At 51.9% G+C, this 22,779-nt stretch carries 22 protein-coding genes; 15 read left to right on the top strand and 7 right to left on the bottom strand.

Annotated elements, in window-relative coordinates; all coding sequences use genetic code 11:
• Positions 1 to 17: 17 nt before the first annotated feature.
• Positions 18 to 623, bottom strand: a complete 606-nt coding sequence (locus P0D43_RS13005) for a TetR/AcrR family transcriptional regulator (protein ID WP_159571381.1) — start codon at positions 621 to 623, stop codon at positions 18 to 20.
• Positions 624 to 727: 104 nt separating this feature from the next.
• Here P0D43_RS13005 and P0D43_RS13000 point away from each other — a divergent pair, with 104 nt between their 5' ends.
• The 4 genes from P0D43_RS13000 (at position 728) to P0D43_RS12985 (ending at position 5,818) form a co-directional block, all read left to right on the top strand.
• Positions 728 to 1,870, top strand: a complete 1,143-nt coding sequence (locus P0D43_RS13000) for an acyl-CoA dehydrogenase family protein (RefSeq protein ID WP_341237478.1) — start codon at positions 728 to 730, stop codon at positions 1,868 to 1,870.
• Between the two features lie 179 nt (positions 1,871 to 2,049).
• On the top strand, positions 2,050 to 3,354 hold the full coding sequence (locus P0D43_RS12995; RefSeq protein ID WP_159571378.1) for a hypothetical protein: 1,305 nt from the start codon (positions 2,050 to 2,052) through the stop codon (positions 3,352 to 3,354).
• A 171-nt stretch (positions 3,355 to 3,525) separates the two neighbouring features.
• Positions 3,526 to 4,218 (top strand): hypothetical protein, encoded by a 693-nt coding sequence (locus tag P0D43_RS12990; RefSeq protein WP_159571375.1) that lies wholly within the window; start codon positions 3,526 to 3,528, stop codon positions 4,216 to 4,218.
• A 133-nt stretch (positions 4,219 to 4,351) separates the two neighbouring features.
• On the top strand, positions 4,352 to 5,818 hold the full coding sequence (locus tag P0D43_RS12985) for an IS5 family transposase (protein ID WP_394672609.1): 1,467 nt from the start codon (positions 4,352 to 4,354) through the stop codon (positions 5,816 to 5,818).
• A gap of 15 nt (positions 5,819 to 5,833) precedes the next feature.
• Here the strand turns inward: P0D43_RS12985 and P0D43_RS12980 are convergent, their stop codons facing one another.
• Positions 5,834 to 6,643, bottom strand: coding sequence for a sulfite exporter TauE/SafE family protein (locus tag P0D43_RS12980; protein ID WP_159571372.1), 810 nt, complete (start codon positions 6,641 to 6,643; stop codon positions 5,834 to 5,836).
• A gap of 151 nt (positions 6,644 to 6,794) precedes the next feature.
• Between P0D43_RS12980 and P0D43_RS12975 the strand changes: the two genes are divergently transcribed.
• The 3 genes from P0D43_RS12975 to P0D43_RS12965 all read left to right on the top strand — a co-directional run bounded on the left by P0D43_RS12975 (position 6,795) and on the right by P0D43_RS12965 (position 8,620).
• Positions 6,795 to 7,544: an MBL fold metallo-hydrolase gene (locus P0D43_RS12975; protein WP_394672608.1), complete on the top strand. Its 750-nt coding sequence runs from the start codon at positions 6,795 to 6,797 to the stop codon at positions 7,542 to 7,544.
• Positions 7,545 to 7,617: 73 nt separating this feature from the next.
• Positions 7,618 to 8,211 (top strand): isochorismatase family protein, encoded by a 594-nt coding sequence (locus tag P0D43_RS12970; protein WP_159571366.1) that lies wholly within the window; start codon positions 7,618 to 7,620, stop codon positions 8,209 to 8,211.
• Positions 8,212 to 8,290: 79 nt separating this feature from the next.
• Positions 8,291 to 8,620 carry an H-NS family nucleoid-associated regulatory protein gene (locus tag P0D43_RS12965; RefSeq protein WP_394672607.1) on the top strand — a complete coding sequence of 110 codons (330 nt, stop codon included), beginning with the start codon at positions 8,291 to 8,293 and terminating at the stop codon, positions 8,618 to 8,620.
• 77 nt (positions 8,621 to 8,697) lie between these two features.
• Here the strand turns inward: P0D43_RS12965 and P0D43_RS12960 are convergent, their stop codons facing one another.
• Together P0D43_RS12960 and gltX are read right to left on the bottom strand one after the other, a co-directional pair.
• Entirely contained in the window at positions 8,698 to 9,909 is a 1,212-nt protein-coding gene (locus P0D43_RS12960) for an O-succinylhomoserine sulfhydrylase (protein WP_394672606.1), read from the bottom strand.
• Entirely contained in the window at positions 9,906 to 11,327 is a 1,422-nt protein-coding gene (gene gltX, locus P0D43_RS12955; RefSeq protein ID WP_159571357.1) for a glutamate--tRNA ligase, read from the bottom strand. Before gltX ends, P0D43_RS12960 begins: the two co-directional genes overlap by 4 nt.
• A 64-nt stretch (positions 11,328 to 11,391) precedes the next feature.
• Between gltX and P0D43_RS12950 the strand changes: the two genes are divergently transcribed.
• From P0D43_RS12950 to P0D43_RS12930, 5 genes are read left to right on the top strand one after another with little or no spacing between them, the layout of a single operon-like run.
• Positions 11,392 to 12,027: a DUF882 domain-containing protein gene (locus P0D43_RS12950; RefSeq protein ID WP_159571355.1), complete on the top strand. Its 636-nt coding sequence runs from the start codon at positions 11,392 to 11,394 to the stop codon at positions 12,025 to 12,027.
• Between the two features lie 40 nt (positions 12,028 to 12,067).
• Positions 12,068 to 14,356, top strand: a complete 2,289-nt coding sequence (locus P0D43_RS12945) for an ABC transporter substrate-binding protein (protein ID WP_394672605.1) — start codon at positions 12,068 to 12,070, stop codon at positions 14,354 to 14,356.
• Positions 14,356 to 15,333, top strand: coding sequence for an ABC transporter permease (locus P0D43_RS12940; protein WP_159571351.1), 978 nt, complete (start codon positions 14,356 to 14,358; stop codon positions 15,331 to 15,333). The genes P0D43_RS12945 and P0D43_RS12940 overlap by 1 nt, the downstream gene beginning before the upstream one ends.
• A gap of 13 nt (positions 15,334 to 15,346) precedes the next feature.
• Positions 15,347 to 16,744 carry an ABC transporter permease gene (locus P0D43_RS12935; protein ID WP_159571349.1) on the top strand — a complete coding sequence of 466 codons (1,398 nt, stop codon included), beginning with the start codon at positions 15,347 to 15,349 and terminating at the stop codon, positions 16,742 to 16,744.
• 4 nt (positions 16,745 to 16,748) lie between these two features.
• Positions 16,749 to 18,587, top strand: coding sequence for an ABC transporter ATP-binding protein (locus tag P0D43_RS12930; protein ID WP_159571346.1), 1,839 nt, complete (start codon positions 16,749 to 16,751; stop codon positions 18,585 to 18,587).
• Positions 18,588 to 18,591: 4 nt separating this feature from the next.
• Here the strand turns inward: P0D43_RS12930 and P0D43_RS12925 are convergent, their stop codons facing one another.
• The 3 genes from P0D43_RS12925 to gloB all read right to left on the bottom strand — a co-directional run bounded on the left by P0D43_RS12925 (position 18,592) and on the right by gloB (position 20,777).
• Positions 18,592 to 18,996: a LysM peptidoglycan-binding domain-containing protein gene (locus P0D43_RS12925; RefSeq protein ID WP_394672604.1), complete on the bottom strand. Its 405-nt coding sequence runs from the start codon at positions 18,994 to 18,996 to the stop codon at positions 18,592 to 18,594.
• A 24-nt stretch (positions 18,997 to 19,020) separates the two neighbouring features.
• Positions 19,021 to 19,884: a transglycosylase SLT domain-containing protein gene (locus P0D43_RS12920; protein ID WP_394672603.1), complete on the bottom strand. Its 864-nt coding sequence runs from the start codon at positions 19,882 to 19,884 to the stop codon at positions 19,021 to 19,023.
• 119 nt (positions 19,885 to 20,003) lie between these two features.
• A complete protein-coding gene (gene gloB, locus P0D43_RS12915; RefSeq protein WP_159571340.1) occupies positions 20,004 to 20,777 on the bottom strand; it encodes a hydroxyacylglutathione hydrolase in 774 nt (257 codons plus the stop codon).
• On the opposite strand from gloB, the gene P0D43_RS12910 reads away from it, so the two are divergent.
• The 3 genes from P0D43_RS12910 to dnaQ are packed head-to-tail and all read left to right on the top strand — an operon-like array spanning position 20,768 to position 22,779.
• Positions 20,768 to 21,586 carry a methyltransferase domain-containing protein gene (locus P0D43_RS12910; RefSeq protein ID WP_341237469.1) on the top strand — a complete coding sequence of 273 codons (819 nt, stop codon included), beginning with the start codon at positions 20,768 to 20,770 and terminating at the stop codon, positions 21,584 to 21,586. The genes gloB and P0D43_RS12910 overlap by 10 nt on opposite strands.
• Before the next feature lie 33 nt (positions 21,587 to 21,619).
• Positions 21,620 to 22,060: a ribonuclease HI gene (rnhA, locus tag P0D43_RS12905; RefSeq protein WP_201301496.1), complete on the top strand. Its 441-nt coding sequence runs from the start codon at positions 21,620 to 21,622 to the stop codon at positions 22,058 to 22,060.
• On the top strand, positions 22,057 to 22,779 hold the full coding sequence (dnaQ, locus tag P0D43_RS12900) for a DNA polymerase III subunit epsilon (protein WP_159571334.1): 723 nt from the start codon (positions 22,057 to 22,059) through the stop codon (positions 22,777 to 22,779). Before rnhA ends, dnaQ begins: the two co-directional genes overlap by 4 nt.

The following is a 22,779-nucleotide window of genomic DNA, read 5'->3' as shown; positions in this document are numbered from 1 at the left end:
GTTTACGGTTAAATGCATCAGGCTCTTGTAGCCAACATTAAAAAGCTTTGCCGAGCAGCTTGTTCAAGTTGTTTTCGGCTAAGGCTTGGGTCGTTGTCTTGCGCAAGCTGTGAAACAAGCCCGTGAATTTGGACCACAATCATGGCTGCCCGCAGCTTGTATTCCGACTTGCTGATTTTTGGTTCCAGCCCGTAAATCAGTTTAAAAATTTCTTTTCTTTCCCGTGCATACACCGCATCAATCAATCGGGCTGCAAAAGGCAAACGGTTCGATAACGCATAAATTTCAGCCAGTACGCCAAAGGTTTCCGGGCGACGTATTTCCAGCAAAATCAAATCCACGATGGTGGTAAATCGTTCCAGCTGACTTTTGTCGCTCATCGCATTCATCACCTGCGCAACCGCTGCCTGGTAATTGTCCATCACATAAATCAGCAAGGCCTCAACCAAGGCTTCCTTGTTGGTGTAGTAGTGCTGCACGGTACTCAGTGAAATACCCAGTTGAGTGGCTACGCTGCGCATGCTCAGCCCGGCATAGCCCTCAGCGGCCAATATGGCTTGGGCTGTTCTCAATATTTCTTGCGAACGAATGTGACCTTTGTCAGTGGTGGCGTGTGTGCTCATGGGCGTTACTTTAACTCAAATATTGACAAACCGGTCATGTGACCTATAATCGATTCACTGCAACCGGTCGGTTGACCTATAACTTTGAGAGTGCGAAGAGACAAATGAGATACCCCAACCCCAGCTGGATGAATTCCGACCTCGAACTGTACCGTTCCAATATTCGTCGTTTTGTTGAAGCAGAGATCAAACCCAATCAACACAAATGGGCCAAGCAACAGTATGTGGACCGTGAGTTGTGGAACAAAGCCGGTGAAATGGGTTTGTTGTCTGCTGACATTCCCGAAGAATACGGTGGCGCAGGCGGTGATTTTACCCACATGGCTGTACTGTTTGAAGAACTGGCCTACAGCGGTGACCGGTCGTTCGGGGTGCATGTGCACGCGATTGCTGCGCAGTACATTTTGAACCACGGTACCGAAGCACAGAAACAATACTTTTTGCCGAAAATGGCCAGCGGTGAAATGATTGGTGCAATCGCGATGAGCGAGCCTGGTGCAGGGTCAGACTTGCAGGGTATTCGCACCAGCGCGGTGAAAGACGGCAACCACTACGTTGTGAATGGTTCCAAGATTTTTATTTCAAATGGTTATCACGCCGATGTCATTATTCTGGTGGTGAAAACCGACCCCAGCGCCGGGGCAAAAGGCACCACCTTGCTACTGCTTGAAACCAAGCAGGCAGAAGGTTTCAAGGTTGGCCGCATTCTGGAAAAACTGGGCCAGAAAGGACAAGACACTTGCGAACTGTTCTTTGACAATGTGCGTATTCCAACCCAAAACGTGTTGGGCGCTGAAGGCATGGGCTTCATGCAGTTGATGGTTGAACTGCCTTACGAGCGCCTTATGTTGGGCGTGGGCGCCATGGCCGCCATTGAAATGGCCATAGAAATTACCCTGGAATACACCAAAGAACGCAAGGCCTTTGGCAAGTCGATTTTTGAGTTCCAGAACACCCGCTTCAAGATGGCAGAGTTGAAATCGCAGGCTGTGGTGGCCCGTGCATTTATCGACAACTCCATTGAGAAACTGGTTGCCGGTAAGCTGGATGCGGCAACAGCCTCAATTGCCAAGTTGCATTTGAGCGAACTGGAATGCAAGGTGATTGACGAGTGCCTGCAGTTCTTCGGCGGTTATGGTTACATGATGGAATATCCAATTGCGCAGATGTACGCCGATGCGCGCGTGCAGCGTATTTATGGCGGCTCCAGCGAGATCATGAAAGAGATTATCGCGCGGTCACTGTAAGGCAAACTGACCATCAAAAACCCGCTTTCGAGCGGGTTTTTTTGTTGCACTGGCTATTCGGTGGTGCATGAATACTTTGTGTGTTAAATATTGTTCACAATTTTTAGTGACAATATTCGAATCTGTTCCAAGCGATTGGGTGTATTAGTTGTGTCAGAAAACTTACAGGTGTACACCTCATGATTGATCAAACCCCGGTTGCCAAAATTCAGACCCCCAATGCAACGCCCACGGTGACCCGAAATGGTCAGGCAGTGGCCGATGCCGAGTTGTTCCAATGGGGTGATGAGATTTCCAATACATCTGCAACTCCCATGGAAATTCGAATTCCGGCACGTGGTGCAGGGCAGGGCGATACCTTGTTGGTATTGCAGCCGGGTGCGGCTGCGCGTCTGGAAGAAATTGGCTCTGACGTAGCAGGCGCGGCTTCGCGCACCAAGGTAGTTGCCTTGACCGAAGGTGTCGAACTTTACGACATTGACGACGATATTTCATCTGCAATTCTGGAGCAAGGCACCGGCGAAATGTCTGGGCTTGTTGGCGCTGGTCTGCTGGCGGGTGGTTTGGGTGGTGGCGCAGCCGCCGGCTTGGGTGCCGTGGCTGCAGGTGCTTTCATTCTGGGCAACGACGATGACAACGGCGGTGCTGGCGATGGTGGCTCCGGTGCTGGTGGTTTGGCCGGTGGCGTTGAGTCTGTTGGCGATGGTCTGGAGGAAACTCCATTGGCACCCGTGGCTGGCGCAACTGATGCTGTGTCCGATGGCTTGGGTACCGTGGGTGGCGCAATCGGAGGGATTTCCGATCAAGACCCCACAGGTTTGACGGACGTGCTCGCCGGTGTGGTTGGCGATCCCGGTAGCGGTGATGGCTCCGATGCCGGTGGCGTTGTGGGTGCGGTAAACGCAATTTCAACCGGACTGGACAGTGGCACGGAAAATACCCCCTTGGCTCCTGTTGTAGACCCACTGACTGAAACCCTGGGTTCTGATTCTGGCGCGGTGGATGGAGTTGCAGAAGGTTTGGCCGATGTGGGCAATACGCTGGCAGGCGATGACAGCCCCCTTGCACCGATTACATCTGATATTTTGGCGCCAATCGTGGGTACCAGCGACGATACCAGTGACACCAACGGTTTGCCTGGTACTTTGAACGAGGTGAGTGAGGGCCTTACCGACCTGACCGCTGAAGACGCAGCGTTGGCACCACTTGACCCAGTAACCAGTGCCGTGGGCGATGGTGTGGATACCCTGGCTGGTGGAGTTGAAACTTTGGGTAATGCGGTGACCGATGCCTCTGCTCAAGACCCCACTGGTTTAATTGGTACGGTCGGCGAGGTGTTGGGCGGCGACACAGCAAGTTCTAGCGATTCAAGTGCAGGTACAGATGCCTTGCCTTTGGATATGCTCACCGGTGCGTTGCCGATTTCTACGGACGGCGGTGGCTTGGGTGCCCTTGATCCAGTGACAGGTGCTTTGCCAATCTAATCAGGTTAGTTTGAGTGGTACAAAAAAGCTCCTTTGGGTAACCATGGGGGCTTTTTATATTGTGTGTGATATAAACCTTTACGCTGGAGGTATATGGCAGCCTTGCGGTTTTCCAGTGATTGCTGATGGTTTGAATGTCCCCGATCGTTACAAAACCGACCCTATATATTTGTGAAAAAATTAATTGCCGTAGTTGTCTCTTTGACCGTGGGTGTAAATTCGGCACAAGCCGGCCGTCCCATTGAAACTGATGATGCGTCAGTCACTGCCCACAGAATCTGCCAACTTGATTTCTGGACAGAAACTGCCCTTGAAGTCCGACAGGACAATTTCAATGGAGGTTGCAATTTCCTTGGCAACGGCGAATTCAGTCTGGGGCTTGGTGCTGCACATGGCAATCAGGAAGATCTGTCCCTGAACTCGCTTGGTTACAAACACATACTTCGAGATTTCACCGAGAACTCGACAGGATTTGGCTTGGCAGCTAGTCGCGAATGGGGGCGCTTGAAATTCAGCGATGAATCTTCGCAAGAAACGCTGCTTACTACCATTGCCTCTGTGCCCCTGCATGGCACCGATTTACTGCTTCACTTGAATTTGGGCTATTTGCAATACAGTGACCAAATCCAAAGCGACAACAGTGTCTTCAAAGCAGCAGCACTCGATTATTCGTTCAATGAGCGAGTCGGGTTTTCTGTTGAAACCTATTCAGGTGTGAATGACAGTTTAAGTTGGCGTATTGGGGTGCGGTACACGTTGATTCCCGATTTTCTGCAAGTGGATGCCAGCTACGGCAGCGACTATGGCACTTTTCAAGAGGCCAGAGCTTTCACGATTGGTTTCGGAATTACGCCGGGATTTTGAATCACTTAAATAGTCGGCCTTGCAAAATGTTCGAAACCCGCATGATTTCTGGTGTTTTGCATGTCTGAGTGGGTTGCGAATCCCCCAGAAAGTAAAATATGGGTATTAGAAATCTGAGGGATTTTGTCCCTTTATGTTGATGGCCACTGACGATTTTTTCCGCTCCCGTTTGGATCAGATGATTGACCTTCGTCACCCGTTGGCGGTGTTGTCGCAGAAGATGCCCTGGGATGGGTTGGAAGAGTCTTTGAGGCCGGTGTTTGAACATCGTGACCGTAAAGGTCGTCAGTTTTTCACAGACGACATGTTTGGCCAGAATCTACAGATAGCAGGTGCGGGGGTGAGCAACGCCGGACGCCCTCGGTTGCCAATCCGGTTGATGGTGTCATTGCTGTATTTGAAACACGCCTATGATGTCAGTGACCGGGAGTTGGTGGTGCGCTGGACCGAGAATGTGCAGTGGCAGTATTTCAGCGGCATGGAGTATTACCAGACCAAGTTTCCATGTGATCCGGCCCAGATCACCCGGTTTCGCCAAATGCTTGGAGAGGCTGGGGTTGAAGAGTTGTTCAAGGCGACCATTGATGCAGCGGTGAAGATGAAAGCCATTCGCCCAAGCGAGTTTGAACGAGTCATTGTCGACAGCACTGTGGTTGAGAAGGCAGTGGCCTATCCGACTGACAGCAGGCTGTTGGAAATCGCCCGGTACCAGTTGATCAAGAACGCCAAACACGTTGGAATCAAATTCAAGCAGACCTTTGCCATGGAAGGCAAACAACTGAAACGCAAAGCAGCCGGTTATGCCCATGCCAAACAATTCAGACGCCTGAGGCGAACATTGAAACGTCAGCGAACCGTTGTGGGCATTGTGATTCGGGAAGTACAGCGCAAGCTCAAAGTCCTGAATCTGGAAAGCTCAGCGGCACTGGAAAGAATGAACACCTTGCTTGAACGAGCGCAGCGCCTTGTGAATCAGAAACCGAAAGACAAGAACAAGCTGTACGCTTTACATGCCCCTGAAGTAGAGTGCATTGGAAAGGGCAAGGCCCGACAGCCCTATGAGTTTGGGGTCAAAGCTGGCTTTGCAGTGACTCACAAGAGGGGTTTGATTGTTGGTGCGAGAACATTTCCTGGCAACCCTTTCGATGGTCACACGCTGGCAGAACAACTAGAACAAGCCAGGATTCTCACCGAAGAGCACAACACACCGATCAAGCAGGTGTACGTGGATTTGGGTTACCGTGGGGTGGATTATGCAAATCCAGATGTGGAAATCATCCACCGAGGCAAATACAAATCGATGATCAAAGCGGACAGAAAGAGACTGAGACGCAGGCAGGCCATTGAACCGACGATCGGGCACTTGAAAGCGGATCACGGAATGCGAAGAACGTGGCTCAAAGGGGCATCTGGTGATGCACTGCATGTGGTGCTGTGTGCGGCAGGCTTTAACCTGAAGTGGCTGATGAGGGCGATTGCCCTTTATTTACCCTTATTTGCGGTGATGGCTTGGATGAAAAACATCATGCAAACCGTGAAAAATGAGCAATCCAGCCGTTTCGGGCTGGATCAAGCGAGACTGGTAACAGTTGAAAACTGAATTTCGCAATACCGACTAAATATTCTTCACCACCATCAGTGCCGCCACAATCACGCACATCACACCAAATGCTTTTTTCAATTGTGCGCTTGGCATTTTGTTGGAAACCAGCCGCCCTCCCATCATGCCGCACAAGGCGGCGGCTGCGAAAGTAATACCGATTTCATAATTGAAAGCGCCGGCGCTGGCGCTGTTCAACACGCCAAATGTTGAAACAATTGCAATCACCGCCAATGAAGTGACAGTGACCGATTGCACACTTAAGTTGGTGAAGCGCTGCAAGGCGGGCACCAGCACAAAGCCGCCACCCACACCCAGCAACCCTGATAGAAAGCCCGCCACCGCACCAGAGAAAACAAGTGCACGAGCGCATGGCCAGGTCCATATAAAGCGCCCGGTTTCCGGACTACGTATACAAGGGCATTTGCTTTTTTCCGAATCGGGCGGCGCATCAATCACATTCAGCTCTGAATTTGCAGCACCCCGAAATGCGTTGAATGCAACCCACAACAGCACCGCCGAGAACACAAGGCCCAGCGCTTTGGTATTGACTTGCTGAGCCACCCAAAAGCCAACAGGTGATAGCAGCAAGCCCACAGACCCCATCAGGCCTGCAGCTTTGTAGCGCACCTCGCCTGCGCGAAGGCCAAGTGCCGCACCCAGCGTTGCCGCCAAGCCCACCGCCAGCAAACCAATGGCAGACACCTGTTGAACAGGCAACCCGGTTGTAAATACCAGTAGCGGTACAGCAAGCACGCCACCGCCAGCGCCCGTCAGTGCCATGACCAACCCCACCAAAAGTCCCAAGGCCAGCGTACCAATCATGCAAATACCTGCTTCAAGATTTCCCCTGTAAAGATTGAGTATTGAACATTTTGCCTTGCCGTATTTGCATACTGCATGACAGGCAATAAAAATATAGAATGCCATTTATTATATGCGCGAATACGCATATATAAAATATTGAGGACGGAATATGATTTTCAAGCAACTATTCGAGCCGGTGTCCAGCACCTACACCTATTTGTTGGGCTGTGAGCAAACAGGGCAGGCCGTGTTGATTGACCCGGTGGTGTCCGCAATTGATCGCGACCTGGCAGTGGTCAATGAACTTGGTTTGACTCTCGCCTATACCCTGGATACACACATACACGCAGATCACATTACTGCCGCACTTGAGTTGAAGAAAAAAGTGGGCAGCAAGATAGCCGCTCCCGCTTTCGATCGTTTGCCGTGCACCGACCATGGTATTGAAGAAGACCGACAGTTTTTAATTGGCAGTATTGAAATTCAGCCCTTGCACACGCCAGGGCACACCGATGGTCACTTTTCCTATCGCTTGGGGGAAAGGGTATTTACTGGCGATGCGCTGTTGATTGATGGCTGTGGGCGAACCGATTTTCAGAACGGTGATGCACCCACCTTATACAAAAGCGTGAGGGAAAAATTATTTTCTTTGCCTGAAGACACCTTGGTTTATCCGGGGCACGATTATCAAAACCGGCGGGTTTCTTCGATTGCTCAAGAGAAAAGTCGAAATCCGCGTTTGGGTGAACAAAAAACGCTTGAGGAGTTTATCGAGATCATGGGTAAATTGAATTTACCCTATCCAAAGTTTATTGATTATGCGGTGCCAGGTAATCGCCGTTGTGGTATTTGCCCCAGCCATTTGCCCGAAGAACTTGAAAAATATTGCCAGCAGATTACAGAAAGTCAACAGGGTTGATTCAATGTTTGTGGTGTTTTTGTTGTGAATAACCTTGTATGCTCTTGTTTTGCACTTTGGTTTATCACATCGAATGTTATTGAATCACGAATCAAGCCAACTGGTTTTAATTGATTATCAAGAAAAGTTGATGCCTGCCATTCATCAGGCAGATGATGTTTATAACAATGCACTAATTTTGGCCTCCTTGGCCAAAAAGTTGCGCGTGCCTGTTTTTGGTACTGAACATGTTCCGGACAAAATAGGTCCGTTTGTGCCGGCCCTGGGCGCATTTTGCAAAGCCACAATGCGCAAAACCCACTTTAGTGCCTGTCCGGAAGGTTTGGTCGACTTACTGACCTCAAAAGCACCAGCAGGCAATGCACGCAGTTTGCCCAAGCATTTGCAAAAGAATAATCAGGATTCTGAGCGCCCCAGTATTGTGATTGCTGGTGTAGAGGCGCATGTGTGCTTGCTTCAAACCGCACTCGACTTGTTGAATGAGGAAATGGAGGTCTGGGTTGTCACCGACGCCTGTGGATCCAGAACTGAGAGAAATCGAGATGCCGCGTTTGACCGACTGGCGGGCAATGGGGCCGAGCTGGTCACAACCGAAATGGTGGTGTTTGAATGGTTGGAAAGTGCAGAAAATGAGCACTTTAAATTCGCGCTTGACTTGATTAAGTAATCAATTTAGGTTGTGGTTTGTGGTTAATATCAAATTTAATTACAATCGGGCTTGTTAATAAACTTTCTTAAAATCAAAAATGAAAAAACTAAATCTATCGGCGTTAAGTGCTTCTGAGCTTCAACAATTGAAGTCAGACATTGAAAAAGAATTGGGTGAACGTAGTTCTAAATTGCAGGCAATTGAAGAAGTAAAGAAACTTGCTGCATCAAAAGGTTTGAAGCTTGAGGAATTGTTTGCAGAATTGGGTGGGGGCAAAGTCAAGGGCAAACGCGAACTGGGACCAGCGCCTGTGCGTTTCCGTCACCCTCAGGATTCCTCATTGACCTGGTCTGGCCGCGGCAAGCGTCCAAACTGGATGAAAGACGCCTTGTCCAAGGGTTTGACCGAAGACCAAATGCGCGTTTAATGCACACTTCCGTCATGAAAAAGCCGCTGATGAAAATCAGCGGCTTTTTTTTGCCCGTTCGCGTACTTCCTGGCCAGTCAGCCCAGCCCGCGCGCCAAGTCCTTCTTCAAGTCGGCAACATCCTCAAGGCCAATCGCCAAGCGAATCAAGCCCTGCTTGATGCCGGCAGCTTCACGCGCTTCAGGGCTTAGCCTTCCGTGCGTGGTAGTGCCAGGGTGGGTAATCGTGGTGCGGGTGTCGCCCAGGTTGGCAGTAATCGACATCAAATGGCTGTTGTCGATCACATTCCATGCGTTGGCACGTGCGTCGTCTTCGTTCATGGATTTCACCTCGAACGACACAATTGCACCACCTGTTTTTTGCTGCTTCATGGCCAGTTCATGCTGTGGGTGGCTTTTCAGGCCAGGGTAGTACACCTTGCTCACAGCAGGGTGCGCTTCCAGCCACGTGGCAACTTCAATCGCAGCAGCCGATTGCGCCAACATGCGAATGTTCAGCGTTTCCAAACCCTTGAACAGCACCCAGGCGTTGAATGCAGACAGGGTTGGGCCCGCTGTACGCAGTACGGGCAGAATTTTGTCTTTCAACAAGTCTTTGGGGCCACAAATGGCGCCACCCAGCACACGGCCTTGGCCATCCAGGTATTTGGTGGCGGAATGAATAATGATTTCGGTGCCGAAATCGACCGGCTTTTGCAGGGCAGGGGTACAGAAGCAGTTGTCGACCACGTTGTAAATGCCGTGCTTTTTGGCCAAGTCGCTCAGCGCCCTCATGTCCAGAATTTCAGTCAGCGGGTTCGACGGTGTTTCGCTATAAAACAACCTGGTGTTGGGTTTGATCGCCTTTTCCCAAGCCTCAATGCTGGTGCCATCCACAAACGTCGTTTCAATACCAAAGCGCGACAGAATGTTCACAAACAACTGCACAGTGGCGCCAAACAAAGCCTTCGACGCAACAATGTGGTCGCCTGCATTGAGCAAGCCCATGCAGGTTGTTGTTATGGCAGCCATGCCGCTGGATGTGGCCAGGCAATATTCCATGTCTTCCAGCACGGCCAAGCGTTGTTCAAACATTTGCACGCTGGGGTTGGTAAAACGGGCATACACATTGCCTTCTTCGGTGCCGGCAAAGCGTGCGGCGGCCTGTGCGGCACTGTCGAACACAAAGCTCGATGTTAAAAACATCGCTTCGGAATGTTCGCCAAATTCAGTGCGGTGGCTGCCCGCGCGAATGGCCTGGGTGGCTGTGCCCCAGTCGGCAGGGTTCGCCTTGGGTTTGTTGTTGCTCATGATTGCAATCCTTGCGCAATTCGAGTTTGTACAGTGTGCTTGCCCAGCAAGTTCATTACCTTGTCAATTGAAGGCGTTTGCGTGATGCCCGTCAACATCAAACGCAAGGGCATGGCCAGCTTGGGCATTTTCAAGCCGTGGTTTTTAATGGTGGCTTTCACCAAACCATTCAGTGCTTCCACATTCCAGTCCACACCGTTCAGGCCCTCGTTGAATTCGGCAAGCGCTGCGCGCACACCCGCTTCGGCCAGCATGGGGGCCAGCTCCTCAGCATTCACCTGTGGCACTTTGTAAAATAGCGCGGCTTCGTCGCGCAGTTGCACCAAGGTGGAGGCGCGTTCAAGCACCACATCCAGCACATCATTCAGTTTGGGGCCTTCAAATGCATTCACACCGTCTTGCTCCAGGCGGGTTTGCAAGTCCGACAGCAGCAATTCTTTCGGGGCCTGTTTCATGTAATGGGCGTTCACCCATTTCAGTTTTTCAGGGTCGAACTGTGCGGCCGATTTCGACAGGTTGGTCGAGTCAAACCACTCAATCAATTGCTCGCGGCTGAAAAGTTCGTCATCGCCGTGACTCCAGCCCAAGCGGGCCAGGTAGTTGATCATGGCGTCGGGCAAAAAGCCCTCTTCGTGGTACTGCACCACACTGACCGCGCCGTGGCGCTTGGACAGTTTCTCGCCATCGGGGCCAAGAATCATCGGAATGTGGCCGTAAACGGGCTGCTCACCGCCCAGCGCTTTCAAAATATTGATTTGGCGCGGCGTGTTGTTGATGTGATCGTCGCCACGAATCACATGGGTAATTTTCATTTCCCAGTCGTCCACCACCACGCAAAAGTTATAGGTGGGCGTGCCGTCCTGGCGGGCGATAATCAAATCGTCCATTTCTTCGTTGTTGATTGAAATGGGCCCTTTCACCAAATCGTCCCAGCTTACAGCGCCGCTCAAGGGGTTTTTGAAGCGCACCACAGGCTTGACGTCAGCGGGTGGCGCGGGCAGCACTTTGCCAGCCTCGGGTCGCCAGGTGCCGTCATAACGAATGCGCTGACCATTTTCCCGTTGCTTTTCACGCATTTGATTCAACTCGTCTTGCGTACAGTAGCAAAGGTAGGCATCGCCTTTTTCAAGCAGTTTGTCGATCATGGCCCGGTAACGGTCCATGCGCTGCATTTGAAAAAACGGGCCTTCATCGTAATCCAGGTTCAACCAGGCCATGCCGTCCATGATGGCTTGAACAGCTTCAGGCGTAGACCGCTCAACATCGGTGTCTTCCACGCGAAGAATGAACTGACCTTTGTGGTGGCGGGCAAAAGCCCAGCTGTACAAAGCGGTTCTGGCGCCACCCAAATGCAAATAGCCGGTAGGGCTGGGTGCAAAACGGGTGCGAACTGTTTGATTTTGGCGATCTGTTGACATGGATTAGTGACTTTTTTTCAAAGAACTCATATTATAAGTTCAAGTAAATTCTTAAGTTATGGCAATGCACAATTTCGACCGACGATCATTTCTCAAAGCGGTAAGCACTTTGGCCGTTATTGGCTCGGTAGACACATTTCTGAATCGCGGCGTTTTGGCCGCAGGTTCCGATTTGCTTCCTCCACCCGATTTGTTCGATCCGGGGCTGGTTGACCTGACATTTTGGTTGCAACCGCGCACCCTTGAAATGGTACGCCCACAATCGGGCGAGCGCTTGAACATTACTTACTGGAAAGACGGACATCTTAACCCAATCGCCTACGAACAGATTTGTGGTTTGCTTCGAGACGTGCAGGCAAATCAGATTTTCCGCATGGACACGCAAATTATCGACACCCTTTGGGCTGCACAGGCCTTTGTTCGTCGTTATGGCTTTGTTGCCCCGGTTGAAATCACCTCGGGTTATCGTAGCCTCAAAACCAATTCTCGCCTGATTGAACAAGGCCTGCCCGCAGCCCGAAATTCTTTGCATTTGAAAGGACAGGCGGTTGATTTCCGGCTGCCCGGCTTGCACCCCAAGGTATTGGGTGAGTTGGTAGAAGGTTTCCGTGCTGGCGGCGTGGGCTTTTACTTCCGGGTCGGTTCAAAAGGTGGCTGGATTCATGCTGACACGGGTCCGGAGCGCGTTTGGCGTGGTTAAATAAAGCCATCTAAAAAAACAACAGTGCGAGGGTGGTTTTTTGGCAGTTTTCCAGCGTTTCGCAAAAGCAGTTCAGTGGGGTGGTGGTTTTGTTGTGGCGGCGGCTTTGGGCCTTTCCTTGGCCGCGTGTAGCAAAGCACCCAACAATCCCTATGTTGAAACCGCCACAGACAAAAAACTCAACACCCTTTACACCGCCTTCACAGCTCGGCCCAAACACCTGGACCCGGCGCAGTCCTATACGTCAGACGAAGCCGAATTCACCTACCAAATTTACGAACCGCTGTTTCAGTACCATTACCTGAAACGCCCTTATCAGCTTGAACCGCTGGCGGCTGCGGCCATGCCAACGCCCGTTTACCTGGATGAGGCGGGCAATGTGTTACCCGACGATGCGCCCTTGGACGCCGTCAAAACCAGTGTTTACACCATTCAATTAAAGCCGGGCATCAAATACCAGCCGCACCCTGCGTTTGCCAAAGATGAGCAAGGCAATTTTTTGTATCACCAACTGGGCGACGAAGCCCGCAAGTACAACAGCCCCCTGCAATTCGAGGTGCAGGGCACGCGTGAACTGACCGCACACGACTACGTGTATGAGATCAAGCGCTTGGCAAGTTCCAGAATTGTGTCGCCAATTTTGGGGCACATGGGTGACTACGTGGTTGGTTTGGGCGAGTTGTCCAAAACCCTGCAAGAACACGACAAAGCGCTGAAAGAAAAAATCCAGAAGGAAACTGGCGACGCGTTTCCGCCGGCCACTGCAGATTTGCCGTGGCTTGATTTGCGCGAATTCAATTTGCCTGGTGCCCAAGCGCTGGGCGACCACACCCTTGAAATCCGTGTGAACGGCAAGTACCCGCAGTTTATTTACTGGTTGGCCATGCCGTTTTTTGCACCCATTCCCTGGGAAGCCGATGCCTTTTACAGCCAAAAAGGGTTCATCGAAAATAACCTGGTATTGGATTGGTGGCCCGTGGGTACTGCCGCCTATATGCTGACCGAGAACGATCCGAATTCCCGCATGGTGCTCACCCGCAATCCCAACCACCGGGGTGAGCCTTATCCTTCAGAAGGTGAGCCTGACGACGAAACCAAAGGGTTGCTCGCCGATGCTGGTAAAACCATGCCATTCATTGATCGAGTCGTGTTCACGCGCGAGAAAGAAGGCATTCCTTACTGGAACAAGTTTTTGCAGGGCTATTACGACACCTCCGGTGTCAGTGCAGACACCTTCGACCAAGCCATTCGCGCTAGTGCAGATGGTGACGCGGCCCTGACCCCTGAAATGGCCGAGAAAGGCATTCGTCTGGAAACTTCTTTGTCCACCAGCATGTTTTATCTGGGCTTTAACTGGCTCGATCCTGTGGTTGGGCCAGGTCAATCTGCCCAAGATGCCGAGCGCGCCAAGTTGCTTCGTCAGGCGATTGCAATCGCTATGGATTGGGAAGAGTTTTCGCAGATATTTACCAATGGCCGTGCTGTACCCGCACACGGGCCTGTACCCCCAGGTTTATTTGGCTTTGAGGAAGGCGAGGCTGGTTACAACACGCAGGTGTATGACATTGTTGATGGCAAGCCAGTGCGCAAGCCCGTTGAAGATGCATTGGCTTTGCTGAAACAGGCTGGCTACAACAACGGTATTGATCCGAAAACAGGGCAACCTTTGACTTTGGCTTTAGACACCACCGGTGGGGGCCCTGGCGACAAAGCCCGCTTTGACTGGTACCGCAAGCAGTTTGCCAAATTGAACATTCAGCTGGATATTCGGGCCACAGACTGGAATCGTTTTCAGGAAAAAATCCGCAAGGGCAATGCGCAAATTTTCTTCCTGGGATGGAATGCCGATTACCCCGATCCGGAAAACTTTTTGTTCCTGCTCTATGGCCCCAATAGTCGAGCAAAAACTGCGGGTGAAAACGCATCGAATTATTCCAACGCGCAGTACGACGCGATGTTTGAGCGCATGAAAACCATGCCGAACAACGAGGAGCGCGCACAAATTATTTCCCAAATGACTGATCTGGTTCAAGACGATGCGCCGTGGCTGTTTGCTTTTGTGCCCCAGCAATTCGGCTTGATTCACGAGTGGTACGGGAATGTGAAACCCAACGACCTTGCGCGCAACAGCATTAAATACAAAACAATCGACACGGCCAAGCGCGACGCTGCCAGGAAAGAATGGAATCAGCCTGAGTGGTGGCCCATTCCAGTGCTGTTGATTGCACTGGCGTTGTTTATCTGGCCAGCCTGGGCTGCATGGAAACGCCGCGAACAGGCCATGGGTATCCGCGAAGATTTGGCCAAAAGCACCGGAGGGCAACGCTGATGGGCAACTATTTGCTGCGCCGTGTGTTGTACGGTTTGTTGGTGCTATTGGGCGTCAATCTGATTACCTTTGTGTTGTTTTTTCAGGTGAACAGTCCCGATGACATGGCCCGTTTGGCATTGGGTGGCAAGCGGGTTTCGCAAGAGTCGGTGGATCAATGGAAGCGGGAGAAGGGGTACGACTTGCCACTGCTGATCAACAGCGAAGCGCAAGCCACAGGCAAGTTGACAGAAACCATTTTCTTTCAAAAGTCGGTACCCATGTTTGTGGGCGAATTTGGCAGTTCGGACGACGGCCGCAACATTGCCAATGAAATTGCAAAGCGTGCAGGGCCCAGCCTGGCTTTGGCCGTTCCGGTATTCATTCTTGGTTTGTTTTTGAACATTGTGCTGTCGTTGCTGCTGACATTTTTCAGGGGCACCTACCTTGATTTAACCGGCGTGGTGTTGTGTGTGCTGGCCATGTCCATTTCCGGTTTGTTCTACATCATCGGTGGCCAGTACCTGTTCTCGAAAACACTGGCACTGGTGCCAATTTCCGGATATGACTCGGGCCTTGATGCTTGGCGTTTCCTGATCCTTCCTGTTCTCATTGGCGTGGTCAGTGGCTTGGGTGGTGGTACGCGTTGGTACCGCACCATTTTCCTTGAAGAAATCAACAAAGATTATGTGCGAACCGCACGCGCCAAAGGCTTGTCTGAAGTGCAAGTGCTGGGGCGGCATGTGTTGCGCAACGGGCTGATTCCAATCCTCACTGGCTCCGTCACGGTCATTCCCCTTTTGTTCATGGGTTCACTGATTTCCGAATCGTTTTTTGGCATTCCCGGCTTGGGCAGTTACACCATCGAGGCCATTCAGTCGCAAGACTTCGCAATTGTACGTGCCATGGTGTTCATAGGTTCCGTGCTTTATTTGGTGGGTTTGATTTTGACCGACATTGCTTACACCATCGCGGACCCTCGGGTTCGTTTGGCTTAAAGGGCGCTGGCTGATGATACCCACACTATTGCTCACTGATGTACTCATTTGGCTGCTGGTTTTGGGCGTGTTGGCCTATGCCCGCAGTGTGATCAAAAGCCCGTTGTCGCGCGCTTCTTGGGGTTTGGTGTTTCAATCAAAAATTGCCAGTGCCAGTTTGGTGATTCTGCTGTTGGCGGTGGTCATTACCTTGTTGGACAGTGTTCATCTTCGTTTGAATGTTGAGCAACAAAGCCGCTATGCCAATCCCATCATTTCGGTGCTGGACGTCGCCTTGGGCCCATTGGCTTACGAGCGCGAAAAATCGTATTCCGCGCCCCTGGCCACTCGAGCACTGAGCAAAGAGACCATGGAGTTGAACGGCAAACCCGTACGCGATTATGCCCGTTTGCAGTTTGGTGGCGCGCACCTGCAAGATGAAAGCCTGAAAGGCCAGGACCTCTTGAAACGGGCGTATCAAGGCGCACTGGGCGGTGCGGTGTTGTGGGCATTTTTCCTCTCGGCCTTGTGGATTATTCGCCGGGCCATGTCCAATGCCGAACACCAAAACAACATCAGTGTGTTCACCGGCAGTGGTGCATATCAGGCTGTGGTGTGGACCTTGTTTGTGTTGTGTATTCTCGGCGGTGTGGTGTGGAAGTGGGCCGAGGCCTACCATGTGCTGGGCACCGACAAGGTGGGTGTTGATGTGTTTTACATCGCCTTGAAAGGCCTGCGCACCGCCATGCTGATTGGCTTGTTGACCACTTTGCTAACACTGCCCGTGGGCATTGCCATGGGTTTGGCCGCTGGTTATTTCAGGGGTTGGGTCGATGACATTATTCAGTACATCTACACCACCTTGAATTCCATTCCTTCCGTGCTGCTGATTGCCGCAACGGTACTGATGTTGCAGGTTGCACTGGATGCCAACCCCGAAGCATTTGCATCCTCGGTTGAAAAGGCAGACCTTCGCCTGTTTTTCCTGTGCGCTATTTTGGGCTTGACCAGTTGGACAGGGCTTGCCCGACTAATTCGCGGCGAGGTATTGAAAATGCGCGAGCAGGATTACATTCTCGCAGCACGGGCCAGTGGTGTTTCCAGCGTAAAAATTCTGTTCTCGCATTTGTTGCCCAATTTGATGCACCTGATTCTGATCGCCATGGTGATGGATTTCTCTGGCCTGGTGCTGGCCGAGGCCGTGCTGAGTTATGTGGGCGTGGGCGTAGACCCAAGTACCTTCAGTTACGGCACCATGATTAATGCGGCACGGTTGGAGTTAAGCCGTGAACCGATTGTGTGGTGGAGCCTGGTGGCAGCGTTTGTATTCATGCTGTTGCTTGTGCTGTCAGCCAACCTGTTTGCCGATGCCGTGCGTGATGCATTCGATCCCCGCGCACGCCAGTTGAAACAATCTTTGGTAAGGGTGTAAGCGTATGAGTTTGCTCGACATCCACGGACTTTCTACCCGGCTGGCCAGCGAGGCCGGTTGGGTGCATGCATTGGACGACATTTCTCTGGCCATTGAAAAGGGGCAGACTTTCGCCTTGGTGGGCGAATCGGGTTGTGGCAAGTCCATGACAGCGCTGAGCATTGCGCGCTTGCTGCCCGACAGTGGCGCCATTGTGGCCGGACAAGTGAAATTAAGTGAGGGCATTGCCAGTACCGAGGGTACGGACGTATTGCGTATCAGCGAAACTGCCATGCGAACCTTGCGGGGCAAACGCATTGCCATGATTTTCCAGGAGCCCGGTACCAGCCTGAACCCGGTGATGACAGTGGGCGATCAGCTCACTGAAATCATTTGCTTGCACACAGGCGCCAGCAAAGCACAGGCTTTGAAAGAGGCCGAGGAATGGCTTGCCCGAGTTGGCATTCCCGAGCCTGCAAAACGCCTGCAACAGTACCCATTTGAAATGTCGGGCGGGCAAAAGCAGCGGGTGATGATCGCCATGGCTTTGAGTGTAAAGCCCGACTTACTGATCGCGGACGAACCCACTACCGCCCTGGATGTGTCCATTCAGGCCCAAGTGCTGGATTTGCTGAAAACCCTGCAGCGTGAGCAGGGCATGGCCATGCTGCTGATTACGCACGACCTGGCCATCGTGAAGCAAATGGCTGACACGGTGGGGCTCATGTATGCAGGCCAACTGGTTGAAAAAGCCAGCACCGCCGAGTTTTTTGCGGCGCCGCGGCATCCGTATGCCCACGCACTGGTGAAGTCCTTGCCAAGCCAGGCCCAGCGCGGGCAGGCCTTGTATGCGCTGGAGGGCCGGGTGCCCTCTTTGGTCAACCCGCAGCCGGGTTGCAGGTTTGCCGCCCGCTGCATGCATGCGCAAGACAATTGCCAAGAGAGCACTCCTGAATTGAGTGCTGCCACAGACACCCATGTCGTGCGCTGTTTTTACCATGCTGATTTGTCGTTCAAGAAACCACAGGCCAATTTGCAGGCTGCCGATGACTCGGTATCGATCGGTAAACAGGGCAAAGTGGTTTTGCAAACTGTGTCGCTGTCAGTGGCCTATCCTGAAAAAGGTGGTTTGCTGAAAAAACAATTCAAACCTGTTTTAAACAAGCTGGATATAACCTTGCAACAGGGCCGTACCGTGGCCTTGGTGGGTGAGTCAGGGTCGGGTAAAACCACAGCCGCCCGGGCCTTGTTGGGCCTGCTGGGCAGCAATGCGAAAGTAGACGGCGATGTGCTGATGGAAAGCCGACCACTTCGCCAGTGGGCCGAACGCGGCCCCCAAGGCTGGCGTTCTAAAATTCAATTCGTGTTTCAGGATCCCTTTGCCTCGCTGAACCCGCGCCACCGAATTGCTGAAATTCTGGAAGAACCATTGCTGAGTTTGCGTCCTGACATGGATGCGCAGGCCCGCGCCTTGCGAATCGCGAAAGTGATCGATCAAGTCAGCATGCCCGCCGAGGCACTTGCGCGTTTTCCGCATGAGTTCTCTGGAGGGCAACGCCAGCGCATCGCGATTGCGCGTGCCTTGGTATCTGAGCCGAAGATTTTGATTTGTGATGAACCCACTTCTGCGCTGGATGTTTCAGTGCAAGCCCAGATACTGAATTTGCTCAAGCGATTGCAAAACGAAACAGGCGTAGCCTTGCTGTTCATTACCCACAACCTGGCTGTGGTGCAGTATCTGGCCGATGAAGTGGTGGTGCTAAGGCACGGCGATGTCGTTGAACGAGGTTCCGCAGAACATTTGTTTGCCAATCCACAGCATGCCTACACCCGCCAGCTTATCGACGCTGCACCTGTGTTGTAACAATTCAGGATTCCCAGTTGCCTGGCTTTGGGGCGTTGGGAATGCCCAATTTCATTCCGGGTTTGATCAGCTTCTTCTTGCCCAATCCGTTGAGGCGTTGCAAAGCCTTAACGCTCACGTCAAAACGCGCTGCAATTTCACCCAAGGTGTCTCCTTTCCTCACGGTGTAGCTGCGTTGGGGTTTGGGTGGTTTGTATACGCTCAGGCTTGCCTGAATTTTTGCGCTGTACTCAATGGGTACCAGAAGTGTGTTGCTGTGGGCTGCATACAAAATTGGTTGGTTCAAGCCTGGGTTTAATTTGCGAATTATCTCCAGTTCAACGCCTGCCAGTCTGGCAATTTCTCGCAGATCAACGTCTGCGCTGCGTTTGATTTCCGCAAAGTAAGGCTTGTTGGGAAACTTGGGCAAAGTGGTCCCGAAGCGCTCCGGGTTTTAGATCAGGTTTTTCAAAGCCTGTAATTTGGGAATGTAATGTTTTGTTTCCAGGGGCAATTCAAGATTGTCCAGGGTGGGTTCCAGGCCAGCCTCTTGTGCTTTTTTTACTGCCCTTAACACGGATCCTTCGCCCCAGTTGTAGGAAAGCAAGGCCAGGTGCCAGTCGCCATGCATGTCGTACAGGTAGGTCAGGTAATCCAGTGCGGCTCGGGTTGAGGCCACCAGGTCCCGGCGTTCATCCACCCACGTGTTTTGTTTCAAGTCAAACTGACGACCTGTGCTGGGAATAAACTGCCACAAACCTTCAGCGGCCGACGGAGAGCGGGCATGCGGATTGAATTGGCTTTCGATGAAAGGCAGCAGCGCAAGCTCGGAGGGCATACCGCGTTTTGCACATTCCTGGGCGATGAAATAAATATAGGGCTCGGAACGCTGCAGCATGGTGTTGACCAGGCGTTTGTTTTTCAGCAGCGCACGTTCCCGAACTTTGATCGCCGGTGTTTCAAGGTCGGGTATTGAAAAGCCTTTTCGGATGTCGGCCCACACATCGCCCGGTTCTTCAGCAAAATCAAGTGTGATCAGCTTCAGAGGACCTGACAGTTTCAATTCAAGTCCAGGGTTTGGTGCGACCAGTCCAAACAGTTGTGCGTCTTCGTTGCCACCGTTTAGTGCAATTTCTGCTTGCTGGGTGTTGGCCCATGCAAGGTTGGGCCCGAGAAATAGACCGGCCAAAACCGTCAGCATCGCCTTGAAACGTCCCAAGGAGGGCGTTTTAACTGCGTGCTTGATTCCATTTTTGAACGAGTCGTGTTTCAAAGGGTATGGGTGCCGGGCAGGGCGAAGTGCGAAACGAAAGTGCATCCTATGTTGAACTTTTGTGTAGGTCAATCGAGAGTTGACCCATGCCCCAGCTTGAGTGATACCCCTTGAATTATTTCAAATAAGTGTGATCGTAAAATAATGTTAATTGATTATTGCGATCAGAATTTGTCTTTTGCCTCACGTATTTGTTTGAATTCAATGGGGTTTGCTGCATTGATAAACAAATTACTGAGCCGTTCGGTCTCCAGTGTTGTCGGAATAGTGCTTAATCCTTGTTCCCGAATTCTGCGGACTTCACTTTCTCGATCTTCAATTTTTTTGGAGTCTGGTGCGTAGGCTCGCGAAAAGCGCATATTGGATTCTGTGTATTCATGCGCACAGTGCACCCGGGTATTTGCAGGAAATTGATTGAGTTTTTGAAGCGATTCGAACATTTGCTGGGGGCTGCCTTCGAACAAGCGGCCGCAACCGCCGGAAAACAGTGTGTCGCCGGGAAACATCCAGACTTCCTCGCTGTTCATGGTGTCTTTGAGCTCGATCACGTAGGCGATGTGATCCAGCGTATGGCCCGGTACTTCCAGAACTTTTGCCACCAGGCAGTGAACATCCACCGTGTCGCCCTCGCGCACCGGGCGATTGATTTGCGCAATCCGTCCGCTGGCGGGTCCATACACCGGCAGGTCTTTCTTTGCTTTGCCCAACAGCGCATCAATTCCCCCCACGTGGTCCATGTGGTGATGGGTGATCAAAATACCGCTAAGATGGTAGCCACGGGCGTCCAGAAAATCTTGAACCGACTTGGCACAACCAGGGTCTACTACCATGCAGGCCTTGCTGGGTTCATGCACGATCGCCCAAAGGTAATTGTCCTGAAAGGCCGGAATGCCGTAGACCGACCAATTCGAAACTTGAGAAGACTTGAATGATTCCATCTGAACCCCTGAACGAACTGAGTACACAACAAGCTCAAATGTTAGCACTCGACGCATGGTTGAGCACGCCAGCGGGCCGGTACTTCACAAGTCGTGAGCAGGCATGGATCGATTCAGTGGTGCCCGATCTGTTTGGCTTCAGGGCGGTGCAACTTGGCACCCGCTTGGTCGATGGTCTCAAAGAAAGCCGCATTCCGCACAAAGCCTATGTGCAGCAGGGTTTGGTGGCCGACAAGCCTGCCGGTGTCGAGGTGATCAGCCCGGATTGTTTTGCCGAGTTTGAAGAATTGCCTTTCGAGAGCAAATCGCTGGACATGATCGTGTTGCCGCATGTGCTCGAATTTTCTGAGAATCCTCACCAGTTGCTGCGCGAGGTAGAGCGGGTGTTAATGCCCGAAGGGCGCGTGGTTATTACCGGTTTTAATCCAATGTCATTGTGGGGCTTGCGCCATGCCGCCCTGAAACGCTGGGCACCTGTGTGGCCAGAAGGTTGTGAACCCATTCATTTGAGTCGCTTGAAGGACTGGTTGAAACTGCTTTCCTGTGAACCCGAGTTTGGTCGTTTTGGTTGCTATCGCTTTCCCGCCTTCACCGAGAAGGGCCTGAGCCACATGGGTTTCATGGAGCATGCGGGCGACCGGTGGTGGCCCGTCTGTGGCGCAGTCTATTTTGTATGCGCAGTCAAGCGCGTGCGCGGCATGCGTTTGATTGGCCCTGCTTTCAAGGACAAAAAAGTATCCGCGCGTCAACTGAAACCTGTGGCCAATAAGGCGCTGAATAAAACACCTACAATAGGCGACCGTGGATAAGGCCAACAGGATTTTATTGTGAGTGAACAGAGAATTGCCAGCGTTGTGATGTATGCCGACGGGGCATGCAAAGGCAACCCGGGGCCAGGTGGTTGGGGTGTGTTTTTGCAATCGGGTGACCATGCCAAAGAATTGTGTGGCGGTGAATTGAATACCACCAACAATCGCATGGAACTGACTGCTGTCATTGAAGGATTGAATGCTTTGAAGAAGCGCTGCAGCATCGACGTGTACACCGATTCGCAGTACGTGCGTAAAGGAGTATTGGAGTGGATGCCGAAGTGGAAGATGAACGGTTGGAAAACCTCGGACAAAAAGCCGGTGAAGAATGCCGACTTGTGGCAAATACTGGACGAAGCCAGCGTGCGCCATTTGGTTCGCTGGCACTGGGTAAAAGGCCATTCCGGCAACCCCGGTAACGAAAAGGCCGATGCGTTGGCAAACCTTGGTGTAGAAAAGGTGATGAAACAATGAGATACGTGGTACTCGATACTGAAACAACTGGTCTGGAAGTTCGGCAAGGCCACCGCATTATTGAAATTGGTTGTATTGAGGTGAACGGACGGCAAGTCACCGATCATCATTTTCACCAATACGTCAATCCTGAACGCGAGGTGGATGAGGGCGCTTTTCAGGTGCATGGAATTTCCGGTGAAATGTTGGCGGACAAGCCCAAATTCAAACAGATCGCCAAAGATTTTCTCGACTTTGTGCAAGGCAGCACGCTGATCATTCACAACGCATCATTTGACATCGGTTTTCTGGATGGCGAACTTGAACGCCTTGGTTTGGGCAAGATGGCCGATTATGTGGATGGCGTCATTGACTCCCTGGGCATGGCGCGTGAAATGTTTCCCGGCAAACGCAACAATCTGGATGCGTTGTGTGACCGACTTGGCGTGAACAATGCGCACCGGCAATTGCACGGCGCTTTGCTTGACTCGCAAATTCTGGCTGAGGTGTATTTGGCCATGACACGCGGGCAAGATAGCCTGGTGATTGATCTGAATGCACACCATGACGATGACGGTGTAGAGCGCATTAAACTTAGCGCCCTGGATTTGCCAGAGCCCGAACCGACTGAGGATGAGCTGGCTTTGCACGTGGCTTATTTGACCGAGATTGAAAAAGTGGCCAAAGGCCCAAGTGTGTGGAGCAAGATCAGCCAGACCACGGACGAACAAGCAGCTTAA

Origin of the sequence: Limnobacter sp., assembly GCF_043511195.1 — a bacterium.
GTDB lineage: Bacteria > Pseudomonadota > Gammaproteobacteria > Burkholderiales > Burkholderiaceae_B > Limnobacter.
Note: the sequence above shows the minus strand (reverse complement) of the source record. Positions and strands in the feature narration are given on the sequence as shown.